Annotated in this window: 11 protein-coding genes; 4 read left to right on the top strand and 7 right to left on the bottom strand. The window is 66.5% G+C overall.

From position 1 onward, the window contains the following. Window positions 1-39: 39 nt before the first annotated feature. The 3 genes from K7711_RS31235 to K7711_RS31225 all read right to left on the bottom strand — a co-directional run bounded on the left by K7711_RS31235 (window position 40) and on the right by K7711_RS31225 (window position 4,563). The gene (locus tag K7711_RS31235) at window positions 40-1,287 is read right to left on the bottom strand and encodes an ABC transporter substrate-binding protein (RefSeq protein WP_222973605.1); all 1,248 of its coding nucleotides are present in this window, start codon (window positions 1,285-1,287) and stop codon (window positions 40-42) included. 69 nt (window positions 1,288-1,356) lie between these two features. Next, window positions 1,357-3,054, bottom strand: a complete 1,698-nt coding sequence (locus tag K7711_RS31230; protein WP_222973603.1) for a thiolase C-terminal domain-containing protein — start codon at window positions 3,052-3,054, stop codon at window positions 1,357-1,359. An 18-nt stretch (window positions 3,055-3,072) separates the two neighbouring features. Beyond that, window positions 3,073-4,563, bottom strand: a complete 1,491-nt coding sequence (locus K7711_RS31225) for a class I adenylate-forming enzyme family protein (protein ID WP_222973602.1) — start codon at window positions 4,561-4,563, stop codon at window positions 3,073-3,075. 182 nt (window positions 4,564-4,745) lie between these two features. Here K7711_RS31225 and K7711_RS31220 point away from each other — a divergent pair, with 182 nt between their 5' ends. Next, entirely contained in the window at window positions 4,746-5,519 is a 774-nt protein-coding gene (locus K7711_RS31220) for an enoyl-CoA hydratase/isomerase family protein (RefSeq protein ID WP_222973600.1), read from the top strand. Further along, on the top strand, window positions 5,516-6,520 hold the full coding sequence (locus K7711_RS31215) for an LLM class flavin-dependent oxidoreductase (protein WP_222973593.1): 1,005 nt from the start codon (window positions 5,516-5,518) through the stop codon (window positions 6,518-6,520). Before K7711_RS31220 ends, K7711_RS31215 begins: the two co-directional genes overlap by 4 nt. Before the next feature lie 218 nt (window positions 6,521-6,738). On the opposite strand, the gene K7711_RS31210 is transcribed toward K7711_RS31215, so the two are convergent. Then, a complete protein-coding gene (locus tag K7711_RS31210; protein WP_222973591.1) occupies window positions 6,739-7,209 on the bottom strand; it encodes a cupin domain-containing protein in 471 nt (156 codons plus the stop codon). Window positions 7,210-7,360: 151 nt separating this feature from the next. On the opposite strand from K7711_RS31210, the gene K7711_RS31205 reads away from it, so the two are divergent. After that, window positions 7,361-7,831, top strand: coding sequence for a cupin domain-containing protein (locus tag K7711_RS31205; protein WP_308015036.1), 471 nt, complete (start codon window positions 7,361-7,363; stop codon window positions 7,829-7,831). Between the two features lie 189 nt (window positions 7,832-8,020). Here K7711_RS31205 and K7711_RS31200 read toward each other — a convergent pair whose 3' ends face one another. From K7711_RS31200 to K7711_RS31190, 3 genes are read right to left on the bottom strand one after another with little or no spacing between them, the layout of a single operon-like run. Continuing rightward, window positions 8,021-9,685 carry an FAD-dependent oxidoreductase gene (locus K7711_RS31200; protein WP_222973583.1) on the bottom strand — a complete coding sequence of 555 codons (1,665 nt, stop codon included), beginning with the start codon at window positions 9,683-9,685 and terminating at the stop codon, window positions 8,021-8,023. Between the two features lie 13 nt (window positions 9,686-9,698). After that, complete coding sequence (locus K7711_RS31195) at window positions 9,699-11,153, bottom strand: aromatic ring-hydroxylating oxygenase subunit alpha (RefSeq protein ID WP_222973581.1); 1,455 nt, start codon at window positions 11,151-11,153, stop codon at window positions 9,699-9,701. Between the two features lie 43 nt (window positions 11,154-11,196). Next, entirely contained in the window at window positions 11,197-11,478 is a 282-nt protein-coding gene (locus K7711_RS31190; RefSeq protein ID WP_153412344.1) for a ferredoxin, read from the bottom strand. Between the two features lie 307 nt (window positions 11,479-11,785). On the opposite strand from K7711_RS31190, the gene K7711_RS31185 reads away from it, so the two are divergent. Next, window positions 11,786-12,769 carry an NAD(P)/FAD-dependent oxidoreductase gene (locus K7711_RS31185; protein ID WP_308015035.1) on the top strand — a complete coding sequence of 328 codons (984 nt, stop codon included), beginning with the start codon at window positions 11,786-11,788 and terminating at the stop codon, window positions 12,767-12,769. Window positions 12,770-12,781 lie beyond the last annotated feature (12 nt).

Here is a 12,781-nt window from a genome sequence, read left to right as displayed (position 1 = left end):
GTGCTCACAGCGCAGACCGTGAGCACCGAGGACGTTCGCTTATTTGGCGGTGACCTTGACTCCCGGGATCTGTTTCCCGCAGACCGGTGAGCCGTTCGGGTCGGGGACGAAGGTGTTGCCTCGCAGGATGGTGATGAAGGTGCAGTCGCCGGGGCCGCCTACCGAATAGGCGTTGGGGTGTTCGAAATCGGTTGGCTGGGTGAACAATCCGCCGGCGGTCCAGGTTTTGTCGGGGCGTAGTGCGCTGATGAACTGTTTCTGGGTCGCGGTGCAGCCGGCCTTCTCCAGGCCGTGCAGCAGGAGGTCCGCGCTGAGCCAGCCGACTGCCTGGGAGAACGACGGGATTCCGTTGGGGGCGCCCGCGTATTTCTGCAGGGCGGCGGACCACGCCTTGGTCGCGTCGGTGTTCAGCTCGACCGGGGCGTAGGAGGTCATGAATCCGACGCCCTGAGCGGGTTCGATCGAGGGCGGCGAGTCGAGCAGTTCGGAGCCGTAACCCGTCGCCAGGAGTACGGATTTGAGCTGGACTCCGGCCTGGTGCAAACCGGTCACCAGGGCGAACGCGGTGTCGGGGTTGATCGGCGCGTACAGCACGTCGGCGCCGGAATCCTTGATGCCCAGCACTGTCGCGCCCACATCGGTGGTGCCCAGTTGCAGCCGCTCATTGACGTAGCCGCGCGCCAGACCGGCATGTTCGGCCGAGACCGCGGCGCCCTCGGCGGCCTTGGAGGAACTGGGCACGTTGTAGCCGACGACCGCGACCTTGGTGCCGCCCAGCTTCTTCCAGTAATCGCCCAGAGTCGTTGCCGCACTGTCCCAATCGTCGTTCGACATGGCCGGGAACAGATTCTCGAACTTCGGATTCGACCACTGTGCGCCCGCGTCGAACGCACCCCCCAGGAACGGGGTGGTGCGGGCCTGAGTCCCCGCGTACTGACCCGCGCCGAAGAAGAAACTGCTCGCGGGCAGGACCGCGAACGCCTTCTCCTGCTGGACGAGTCGCTGCGTCGCGGTCAGCGCACCCTGCGGCGTGGACTGATCGTCGGCCATGACGACGTCGAATCGACGGGAGGCGCATGTGCCGCCCGAGTCCTTGTATGCCGCCAGCCGCGCCTTCACCCCGCTCTCGGTCTGCGCCCAGTGCGCGACCGAACTGCCGCTGAGCGAGGTGAGCACGCCGATCTTCAACGGCCCGTTGGGGTCGTTCGCCCCGGCCCCGCCGCCACAGGCGGACACGAGCAGCGCCACGGAACACAGTCCCGCGGCGATCGCACCGAATCTGCGCATGTGATTTCCTCCGTTCTACGTCCGGCGACATTGCCGGACGGTCCATCTCGATACTCTCGACGCGGCAGATCAGTTACGGCGCAACAGGATTGCGCATCCGGGCGCGCCGCCGCCGGTCGTCACCACCGCGACCCGCGCGTCGCGCACCTGACGCTCGCCGCCCTCGCCGCGCAACTGCAGGATCGCTTCGCGCACATGGCCGAAACCGTGCAGCCGTCCGGCCGAGAGCTGACCGCCGTGCGGATTCACCGGCAGACGTCCGTCGAGCGCGATTCCCTTTCCCCCAGCGATGAATTCGGCCGCGCCGCCCGCCTCGCAGAAGCCCAGCCCCTCGAGCCAGGACACCGCGTTGAAGGTGAATCCGTCGTAGAGCAGGGCGAGGTCGACATCGTCGTGGGTCAGCGAGGTCCTGGTCCACAGGTGCCGGGACGGGCCCTGGGTCTGCGGCTCGTGGGTGAAAGTGTCCTGATCCCAGCTCAATCGCTCCAGCACCTGGGTGCCGACCGCGTCGACCAGGACCGGGGGCCGCGGGCGATCGGCGGCGGTCTCCACGGCCGACACGATCACGGCGATGGCGCCGTCCATCGGAACATCGCAGTCGTACAACCCGAACGGTGTCGACACCATCCTGGCGGCGAAATAGTCGTCCACGGTCAGCGGATCCCGGTACACCGCTTCGGGATTGCGCATCGCATTGGCCCGGCTGTTGACCGCGATCGCGGCCAGCATCGAACGATCAGCACCATAGCGGTGGAAGTAGTGCGAAGCCTGCATGGCGATCCAATTCGCCGCGGACATCGCGCCGAACGGCGCACGCTCGGCCATCATCCCGATCGCCCGACCCGACTCCGCGGCATATCTGCCCGACCGCACCAGCGCCGAATGCGAAGACTCCCAAGAGGTGTGGAAGCACAGCACATGACGGCACAACCCGGACGCCACCGCCAGCATGGCCGCGATGATCGCTCCGGCCTGTCCCGGAGTGTCACCGACGGCGTTGATCCAGGTGGGATGCAGCTGCAACGCCTCGGTGAGGGGCACGATCCCGCCCTCGGACATACCCGGCGGACCACTGCGGCCCGGATATGTGGATAGGCCGTCGATCTCGTCGAGTGTCAGTCCGGCGTCCTCGACGGCCCGCTGACACGCCTCGACGGTCAGCGACAGCGGATCGACGAGCAGCCTACGTCCGACCCGCGACTGACCGACACCGGTCAACGCGACCCGATCCTCGAATTTCGACACCGACGCCATCGGCCGCAGAGCGGAGCCGAGCTCCCGTGGTTCGGGAAGAGATACCTTCTCCCCCAACCGATCCGGGTCCGGCTCGAACAGCGGCAGATAGATCTCCTCGGTCTCGGGCCCGCACCGCTCGAACAACACCCGCACGGGCATACCGACATACACGTCCTCGGCCGCACAGTGCACGATATTGGTCGTCAGCCGCGCACCGTCGTCCTCGGCCAGCGCCACGATCGCGACCACGTACGGCGGCGGGAAGTCGGGCAGCCACTGCTGATGGTTGACGGTGAATCCCAGCACCACACCACGTCCGGACACCGCTGCCGCGTCCACGTCGGCACTGCGGCACACCCGGCACCGCGGCAGCGGCGGATGCGTGTACGCCCCGCATTCGTTGCAGTGCCCGATACGCAGCACACCGTCCGCGCCGGACGCCCAGAATCCGGCTGTGGCCGGCGTGGGTTGCGGAACTGGGCGCACGATGGGATGTGCTGCGGCAGAGTCACTCTCGGTTGTGTTGCTCATGATCGTGCCTCCTGTGGACTACGGACGCTCGGCGGTCAGGGTGGCGACGATGTCGCGGCGCACCAGCTTGCCGGTGACCGTGCGGGGAAGCTCCGGCCAGAAGTTGATGCGGTCCGGTGTTCTGGAGCCGCGCAAGGCTTTTCGCACTTCGGCACGCAGTCCTTCCGGATCCGGCTCTGCTCCGGCCCGGGACACCACGACCGCCTCGATCCGCTGGCCCCATTCCTCGTCGGGGACCCCGATCACCACCGCGTCGAGCACGTCCGGATGACGCAGCAGTACGTCCTCGATCTCGGCGGGCGCGATGTTCTCCGCACCGCGGATGATCGTGTCGTCGGCGCGGCCCGCCACGAACAGGTAGCCGTCGGGGTCCAGGTGGCCGTGGTCGCGGGTGTCGAACCAGCCGCGCTCGTCGGTGGCGCTGCCCTGTCCGGCGTATTCGCCCGAAACCTGTTCGCCGCGAACCCATATACGGCCGGAGACGCCCGGCTCGGTGACCGCACCGGCCTCGTCCCGGATCTCGAGTTCGATGCCGGGCACCGCCCGTCCGGCCGAGCCGAGCCGAGCGCGCACCGCCGGATCCGGGCTCGTCATCGCGGTCCGGTGATCGTCGGGTCCGAGTACCGCGATGGTCGAGGAGGTCTCGGTCAGCCCGTAGGCGTTGACGAACTCGACCCGCGGCCACTCGCGCAGCGCGGTCTCGATCACCCGGTGCGGCATGCGCGCGCCGCCGTAGGCCAGGGTGCGCAGGGAGGGCGCGGAGCGGGACAGGCCGGGGGCGTCCATGATCCGGGCCAGCATCGTCGGCACCACCATCGCGTTGGTGACCCGCTCCGAGCGCACCAGATCCAACCAACCCTCGGGGGTGAACTGCTCGAGGGTGAGCACCCGGCGGCCGGAGTAGAGGTTCGTCAGCACATTGGACACCGCCGCGATGTGATACGGCGGCACGCTCATCAGCGCGGCCTCGTCCTCCTGGGCTCCGGCGAATTCCACGGTGCCCAGGACGTACGACACCAGATTGTGGTGCCGCAGCACGACCCCCTTCGGGGCGGAGGTGGTGCCGCTGGTGTAGATCAGCACCGCCGGGGCGTCGGATTCCACCGGATCGCCGCCGTCGTCCGCGGCCTCCGCGTCGGCGAGCCATTCGGCCGGGCTGCGCACACCCAACCCTGCCGCGCGCAATGCGCTCGCTTGTTCCGGATCGCAGATGCCCAGCGCCCGTGGATGATTCACCAGAAGGGCAGCCAGCTGCTCGGCGCCCAGCCGGTAGTTCACCGGGACCAGCGGCACCCCCGCGCGAGCGGCGGCGAACAGTGCGACGTGGAAGGCCGGGCCGTTGACGGCCAGATAGACCACCGAGTCGGCATCGCTGCCCCGAATCAGGCGTGCCCCACCGGCGGCGAGTTCGCGAAGCCGGACCGGCGTCAGGCCGTCCACGCTGCGGCCCACCACCGGCCGGTCGCCGAATCCGTCGGTGGCCATGTCCAGCAACATAGAGACATTCACCCCGAGAAGAGTATACGACTTTAGTCTCCTCGGGCATGATCTTTCATTCTGCGGGACGGCCCGTTCACGGGCGTCTACCATGCAGATAACACCTTCCTCCGATGCCTGCTCACGTTACCCAACCGCATCTGACAGCCTTAATTTATTACACTGAATAAGTCTGACAACGAGGGAGTATCCGAATGGACCCGACAACCGTGCTGTTCGAAGTGGTCGAGCACGTCGCCACGATCACGCTGAACCGGCCCGAAGCGATGAACAGCTTCAACCAGACGATGCTGGAGGAGTTCACGCAGATCTGGCAGCGCGTCCGCGATGACGACGACATCCACGTCGTGGTACTGCGCGCCGCGGGCGATCGGGCGTTCAGCACCGGCATGGACGTCAAGCAGGGCTTCGACCGACACGACAACGTCTGGTCGCAGACCGATCCCGGAGAACGCCTGTCCCCCAAGCTCAATCAGGTCTGGAAGCCGATGATCTGCGCGGTGCAGGGCATGGCCGCGGGCGGCGCGTTCTACTGGCTGAACGAGGCCGACATCATCATCTGCTCCCAGGACGCCACCTTCTTCGACCCGCATGTGAGCTACGGCCTGACCGCGGCACTGGAGCCGATCGGCCTGGCCCGGCGCATCCCGCTGGGTGAGACGTTGCGCATCGCGCTGCTGGGTCTGGACGAGCGGGTGTCGGCAGAACGGGCGCTGCAGATCGGCATGGTCAGTGAAGTGCTTCCGCGCGAACAGCTTTGGGAGCGAGCGGACGAGCTGGCCCGGATCATCGCGGCCAAACCTGCTGCCGCCATCCAGGGTACGGTCCGTGCGATCTGGGAATCTCTGGACACCAACCGATCTCACGCGCTGCGCACCGGACTCTCGTACACCCAGATCGGCAATCCGATCGGCAAGGCCGAGGTCGATCGCGCGAGCATGGCACGGCCGAATTGGACCCTGCGATGAAATTCGGCATGTCCTGGCCGGGCCGCGAGGTCGCCCGCGAGGCGGAACAGGCCGGGGTGGCGGCCTTCGTCACCGGCGATTTCGTCGACCACGACGCCTATCTGAACCTGGCCGAGATGGTCGCGGGCACCGAGCGCGCCATGCTCGGCCCGGCCATCGCCTACGCCTTCGCCCGCACGCCCTACGCCCACGCCACCGCGATGCGCCAACTGCACGCGCAGGCCCCCGGCCGCCTGTTCCTCGGCCTGGGCACCGCGGCCTTCCGGATCAACCGGGACTGGTTCGGCGTGCCCGCCGACCGCCCGATGGCCCGGATCGCCGAGACCGCCGAAGCCGTGCGCGCCTGGTTACACGCGGAGAACGGCGAAAAGGTCAGGTACTCGGGCGAATTCCAGCAGATCGACGCCGATGTCCGCGCGCCGGTACTGGGACGCCTCGAAATCCCCGTCCTACTGGCCGGATTCAACACGCGCATGGCCGCCACCGCGGCCCGGGTCGGCGACGGCATCATCGGCCACGGCCTGTTCACCGCTTCCTGGTGGAACGAGATCATCCGTCCCGCTACCACTCTCGGTGCCCAGCAAGGCGGGCACGATCGAACTCCGCTCGAACACGGATGGATCATCACCGCCGTGGACGACGCGTCTCCCGAACGCGCGATCGCCGACGCCCGCCGAATGATCGCGTTCTACCTGACCGTCAAAACCTACGACCCGTTCGTCGACCACCACGGTTGGCAGGAACCGGTCGCCCGGCTACGCGCAGCCTTCCGCTCCGGCGACACCACAGCCATGGCCGACGCGGTCACCGACGAAATGCTCACCGAGATCGCGATCTGCGGCACCACAGCCGAAGCCCGCGCCACCCTCGCCCGCCGGGCGAAGGACCTACCGCGCGACATCGGATACCTCGCTCCCCCTTCATATCTCGTGAGCCACAAGCGCCGCGCCGCCTACGCCCGCTCCAGCCTCGCCCTGATCGAAGACCAGCCGAGCCGATAAGGCACTTCGCGGGTGCGGCCTCCACAACGCATTCCCGCGGCGAGCGGCCGCACCCGCGAGAACTCGGCACGACGACCACCAACCGCACCGGCGAGGACGTTGTGCGGTGACCTCACCTGAAGCGAGCCAGGCGAATTCGATCCGGGGTAGCTTCACTCGATTCGCCGGGTGGGCCGGGCGGGCGAGAATCCGCCCGCCGCGAGACCGTGCCACACCACTCAGCGGTGCACCCAGCCCGCGTCGTGCCAGTACGTCTCCAGTTCGGCCATCGGTGCGGGCCAGGTCTCGATGTAGGTGACGCCCTCGGGGCCGGCGGTCATCAGGTAGGGGGTTCCGGCGGTGCTGATCCAGAATTCGCCGGGGCCGATGGTGCGGCTGCCCTCTTCGCCGTTCTTGCCCCACGCGACGTGGAACTGACCCGCGAAGACGATGATCAACTCGTCGAGGTTGTGGTGGTGACGTGGCACGGCGAAATTGGGGACGCAGCGCAGGCCGTTGAAATTGAAGGTCGGATCGACCTTCGTGCAGAGTTGCATATTGCGCCCGAAAGTCTCGGCGAAATCGACGGGAGCGTCGGCGAGTAGTCCGCCGTCGGCCCAGAGGTACGAGGGCATGACATCGAGCGGCATGTCCATCCATCCGTCGTCGGACAGCAGGGTGAAGTAATCGATTCCCAGAGCGGTAGCCATAGGCCGACTCTCCCGAATTACTTCGTGGTGTGTCATCATCAAATTTCACTGGACGGGAATGTGTTCGGGGCCACAGATCGGCGCAATCACCGTCCCAACGAACGGAAAACTCCAGGTGGTCGGGCACCGCCGCGGACGTACCGTCGGCGATGTGACACTCATTTTCGGCGATCTCGTAGCGGATTCGGATTGGGTCCCGATGGACCTGAACCAGCAGAACGATCCGGCATACCTGTGGAAAGACGGCGGACTGCTGGCCGACGCACCGATAGATTTCGCGGCGACGTTCGACGGCGGAATGTGGGTGACCACCAAGCCGATCGACGTTCCGCGATTCAATCGCAACCCCTTGCGGGTGCGCCCCTACTTCACCGTGCCCCGACACCACCACAATATCGATGAGATGTTGTTCGTCTTCGCGGGCGAATACCACATCGAATTCGGCTATCCCGACGACGTGCAGACCGTCACGATCAGGCCGGGGGAAATGTTCCTGAGCCGGGCGGGCACGCCCTACACGATGACCGCCGGCCCCGAGGGCGTCACCTACATCGAGACCTGGCAGGTGCCGGTCACCCAACTCCAGACCGTATGGCACGACTTCGGCTGGGTGCATCGGTAAGCACCCGGAACACCGGCCCCGGTCACCTGCCCTCCGGGCCCCCTGCCGACAAGTCCCTCGCTGCCCGCCCTCAGCCCTGGCCGACGGCACTCAGCCCCTTCGAAGCCCCTCAGCCCTGCAAACTCGGCCCCTGCAAAGCCCTCGGCCCCGTGGCAATCACATTGCCACGGGGCCGATTTCGATCTTCGCTCAGCCGATGTCGCGGGCCGCACGAGCCGCGACATGCCGTCCGGCGCGATACCCCATCGTCACACTCGAGCCGATGCACGCCCCGCCGCCGGGATAGGTCGCCCCGAGCACCGCGGCCGAGGTGTTACCGGCCGCGTACAGCCCATCGATGATCGGCACCCGGTTGCCCAGCACGCGTGCGTCGGCATCGATGCGGCAGCCGCCGTTGGTACCGAGCGTGCCCGGCCACTGCTGTATCGCACCGTAGGGCGGCCCGAGAATCGGTTGGTGGTCAACGGTTTCGGGTCCGGTGAGCACATGGGTCTGTAAAGGATCGCCCCAGTCCGGATCCTGGCCCTTCTCCGCGAATTCGTTGTATCGCTGGACGGTGGCTTCGAGCGCGTCGGGATCGATGCAGATCTTCTCGGCCAGCTCGCGGATCGATCCGGCCGTGGCCACCCAGTCCGGCGGAGCCTGGCCGTCGGCCCCGGTCAGATTCATCTCGATCCCGGGTTTGGACCCCATGACGCCCTCTTCGAAATGCCGCTTGCCGAAGATCGCCCACGCCGGTGGCTTGTTGACGAAACCCGGATGACGCTGATCGTAGAAGCCGAAGGGATGCGAGAAATCGTTGTAGGTGTAACCGCCGTGCATGAACCGGCGGCCGAGTTTGTTCACCAGAATCGAGCCCGCGCCCAGGCCCATCATCATCTGCGGCAACGGATTTCCGTCGCGGCCCAGTTCCCACGGGTCGTAGATGACGCCGTAGCTGAAGAAGGTCGTCATCGAACCGAGCTTGGCCCCGGCTGCCATGGCCATCAGATGCCCGTCGCCGGTGTTGGACCACGGCGTCATCGGCTTCACTTCGTATCCGAGATAGGTCTTGACCATCTCCGGATTCCATTCGAAACCACCGCAGGCCAGCACGACGCCCTTGCGCGCGCCGATCCGGCGGCGGCCCTGCTCACCCTCGACGACGACGCCGATCACCGCATGATCCGCATCGGTCACCAATTCGACTGCGGGCGTGCTGATCCGCACCTGGACGTCGAGATCCAACAGCGCCTTGAACAGCGGCGCGATCAGGCCACCGCCCTTGGCGCGCCAGCCTTCTCGCTCACGCCGGGCCAGTTCCTCCGGCCCGACCTCGCCGCGCCGCTGCTCGGGAAAACTGACCTCACACGGCGGCACCCACGGCCCCTTGTTGATCAGCTCCGCGAGCTCGCCCAGCTCCGCACCGGCCGGATACGGCTTGACCGCGACACTGCGCGGAAACGGGCGAACCCCGGGAATCCGATCGCCGATCACCGAGTAGTAGTCGTCCAGCATGATGTGCGGCTCGGACCGGTACCCGGTGTGCGCCTCGAGGTATTCGTGCGCCTCGTGCGCGGTGTCGACGTAGACCTCGACCAGCGACGGATCCGATTCCCGCCCGTCCGACAACCGGCGCACATACGCGATGGCGTCCTCACGCGAATCCCTTTCCGCGACAAAGCGATTGTTCGGAATCCACATATCCCCGCCGGATACCGCGGTGGTGCCGCCGATGTACCGGTCCTTCTCCACGACCAGAACGCTCGCGCCGCCGTGCCGGGCCAGCAGCGCGGCGGTCAACGCCCCGCCGCCACTGCCGACCACGACGACGTCGAACACTTCGTCCCAGGCGCTGTGCTGTTGTTCAGACATCACGATCCCCCCGTCAGGGCGCCCAGATGAACCGGTCGGCGACCCGGTGGTGGTTGTAGATGGTCATCTCCTGCGCCTCGCTCAGGCGATGCCCGTCGAAGCTGGGCGAATGCATACCCACGGTCACCTCCTTGGCGTTCGCCATGTCCTGGTTGAAGACCTGGCCGAGTTCGGCGTCGTGATAGTCCTCGAAGATCTGCGGAGTGTGCTGATGCTTCTTGTCGTAGTCGGCGACCGCGATCTGATCCAGCGCGAAGATCTCGAACAGGCAGCTGTCCGGATCCGAGCCGTTGGGCCGTGCGCGGTACATGAACGACGAGCCCTGATTGGGCAGCAGGATGGTGTTCGGGAAGACGTTCCACGCGGTGCCCGCCTCGGCCCATTGCTGTGGCGAGATGTCCTGCCACGTATAGCCTTCCGAGATCACCAGATCCTGGTAGATCTGCATGAACAGATCGCCGGGAGTCATGCCCTCGGGCAGTTCGGTGGTCTTGAGCTTCTCCGCGGCACGCCAGCTGCGCTCGTTCTCCAGCCCGCCCATATCGTCGTAGATGTACTGCACGCTCATCGCGAATGCCTCGCGTGGATCGATCTCACCCTCGGTGGTCCGCTTCAGCGGATCCTTGGTGGCGTTGTCCTCGGTGGTCTCACTCTTCTTCTGCCCGAGGCTCGAATAGTGCGCGTGCCGTTCGTAAGTGGTCGTCGGCGACCAGACCCGGTTCTCGAGTTCCTTCATCGACAACAGGTTGTCGTTCGACTTGTCCAGGCGGAACAGCTGCGGATGCGTCCCGGCGACGTGATACGCCTCCAGGAAACCGTCCAGCGCCGTTTTCCAGTTGCAGGGCAGGATGATTCCCTTCTGCCACCGGATGCGCATGTTCTCGTAGTGGAAGGGCTCGAAGATCCGCGGGATCGGGTCGAGGTACTCGAGCAGCGGCACGGCGTTCGGATCCATGTTGATGAACACGAATCCGGCCCACGTCTCGGTGCGCACCTTGACCAGTCCCAGGTCGTCGTCCGAGCGCGGGGCGAACTCCTCCCGATCGAGCACGAGCCGGATGGAGCCGTCCAGATTCCACCGCCAGCCGTGGAACGGGCAGATGATCGAGCCGACCCGGCCCCGGTCCTTGGCCAGGCGAGTGCCGCGGTGCCGGCAGGCGTTGAAATACGCCTGCACCGAATCCTTGGCCTCGCGCACGATCAGAATGGAGTGCGCGCCGATCTCGTATTCCACATACGATCCGACGCCTGCCAACTCCTCCAGGCGACATGCCATCAACCAGGTGCGGGTGAACAGTTTGTCGAGTTCCAGTTGCAGGAACTCCGGATCGAGGTACCGCGCCTTGGGCACGAACGCTCGGTCGAGCCGGTATTTCTCCGGAACCTGTTCGGGGGGAACATCTCCCGTGAACCAGGGGGTCGTCCCGGTCAGCTTCCCGGCCTTCCCGGGTTCGAGCACCACGGACATTCGAATCAACTCCTCAACGGGTAGTACGTCGGACTGCGGGCTGTCAGTCCGCGTCGGGACCGGCGACCTCGACGCCGTCGGTGCGACGCACCACGTGAATGCAATTGCCGGGGCATCCGTCCGCGGCGTCGACCACGTCCAGGCGCAGGCTGTCCGGCACATCGGCCTGTGCGCCTTCGGATTTGAGCAGATCCGCATCGGCCGACTGTTTGACGTAGGCCAGCCCGTCGTCGCCGAACTGGAATACGTCCGGTGCGTACTGGGTGCACAGACCATCGCCGGTGCAGAGTTTCTGGTCGATCCAGACTCTTACTTCGTCGCTCATGAATTCATGCCCTTCCAGGTGACGAGACGCCGCGAGGACTCGGCGGCTCTCGGCCAGGCTGTAGCGGGCCGCCGGTCGTTCGGGATCACAGCGGGATCACCGTGATCGGGGTCTGCGCCGACTGTCCGCTACCGACGGCGGCCCGCGCATCGCCTCTCCCGCAGGACGGGAACGACCATTCGAGGCCGTCAATCCGGTGATCCAGTCATCCCATCAGGCGGAAAACCGCCAGGCGCCCGACCGGGCCGGTCATAGGCTCCGCCACGCCGCAGTACTGTCCCTTCACCTAGTTCAGGAGGTCGCATCCGTGGCCATCACCATGTCCACCGACATCCTCATCGTCGGCGCCGGGCCGGTCGGCCTCTACGGGGCCTACTGCGCGGGATTCCGCGGACTGCGCACCGTGCTCGTCGACGCGCTGCCCGAATGCGGCGGCCAGATCACCGCGCTGTATCCGGAGAAGCAGATCCGCGATATCGCGGCCGTTCCCGGCTCGCGCGGCCGAGAGGTCGTGAATGCGCTGAAGGCTCAGGCGGATTCGTTCGACACCGAATATGTGCTCGGCCGGGAAGCGGTCGGGCTGAGCTTCGCATCCGATGGACGTCCACAGGTCACGTTGTCGGACGACACGGTGATCGATGCGGGCGCGGTCGTGGTGACCGCCGGAATCGGCACCTTCACACCGCGCACACTGCCCGCGGGCGAGGAGTTCCTCGACCGCGGACTGAGCTATTTCGTTCCGGCACTGGACGATTACGCCGACAATGATGTACTCGTCGTCGGCGGCGGAGACAGCGCGGTCGACTGGACGCTCGCCCTCGCCCCGATCGCCCGCTCGGTGACCCTCGTGCACCGGCGCGGCCAGTTTCGGGCGCATGCGGCGAGCGTGCGCGAGATGTACGACTGCGGCGCGCAGATCATCACCGACGCCCAGGTCGTCGCCCTGCTCGGAGACGAGCGGGTGCGCGAGGCGCACGTACGGGTCGACGGCGAAGAACAACCGCGAGTGCACAAGGTCGACGCGGTCGTCGCCGCACTGGGTTTCCTGAGCAACCTCGGCCCGCTGGCCGAATGGGGAATGCAGCTGGACCGCAGGACGATCACGGTGGATACCCGCATGCGCACAACCCTGGACCGCGTCTACGCCGCCGGCGACGTGACCTCCTACCCCGGCAAGGTCAAGCTGATGTCGGTCGGCTTCGGTGAAGTCGCCACCGCGGTCAACAACGCCGCCGTCGTCCTGGACCCGGATCTCCCACTGTTCCCGGGACATTCGACCGACCACGCCTGATCGGGCCCGACC

The sequence above is a fragment of the Nocardia coffeae genome (assembly GCF_019890715.1).
In the GTDB taxonomy this organism is placed as follows: domain Bacteria; phylum Actinomycetota; class Actinomycetes; order Mycobacteriales; family Mycobacteriaceae; genus Nocardia; species Nocardia jiangxiensis.
This window is presented reverse-complemented; position numbering and strand designations above follow the sequence as displayed.

What these genes read in the sequence shown, in the direction of transcription:
- K7711_RS31235 (WP_222973605.1), bottom strand. Translation starts at nt 1,287, where the DNA reads ATGCGCAGATTCGGTGCGATCGCCGCGGGACTGTGTTCCGTGGCGCTG.
- K7711_RS31230 (WP_222973603.1), bottom strand. Translation starts at nt 3,054, where the DNA reads ATGAGCAACACAACCGAGAGTGACTCTGCCGCAGCACATCCCATCGTG.
- K7711_RS31220 (WP_222973600.1), top strand. Translation starts at nt 4,746, where the DNA reads ATGGACCCGACAACCGTGCTGTTCGAAGTGGTCGAGCACGTCGCCACG.
- K7711_RS31215 (WP_222973593.1), top strand. Translation starts at nt 5,516, where the DNA reads ATGAAATTCGGCATGTCCTGGCCGGGCCGCGAGGTCGCCCGCGAGGCG.
- K7711_RS31210 (WP_222973591.1), bottom strand. Translation starts at nt 7,209, where the DNA reads ATGGCTACCGCTCTGGGAATCGATTACTTCACCCTGCTGTCCGACGAC.
- K7711_RS31200 (WP_222973583.1), bottom strand. Translation starts at nt 9,685, where the DNA reads ATGTCTGAACAACAGCACAGCGCCTGGGACGAAGTGTTCGACGTCGTC.
- K7711_RS31195 (WP_222973581.1), bottom strand. Translation starts at nt 11,153, where the DNA reads ATGTCCGTGGTGCTCGAACCCGGGAAGGCCGGGAAGCTGACCGGGACG.
- K7711_RS31190 (WP_153412344.1), bottom strand. Translation starts at nt 11,478, where the DNA reads ATGAGCGACGAAGTAAGAGTCTGGATCGACCAGAAACTCTGCACCGGC.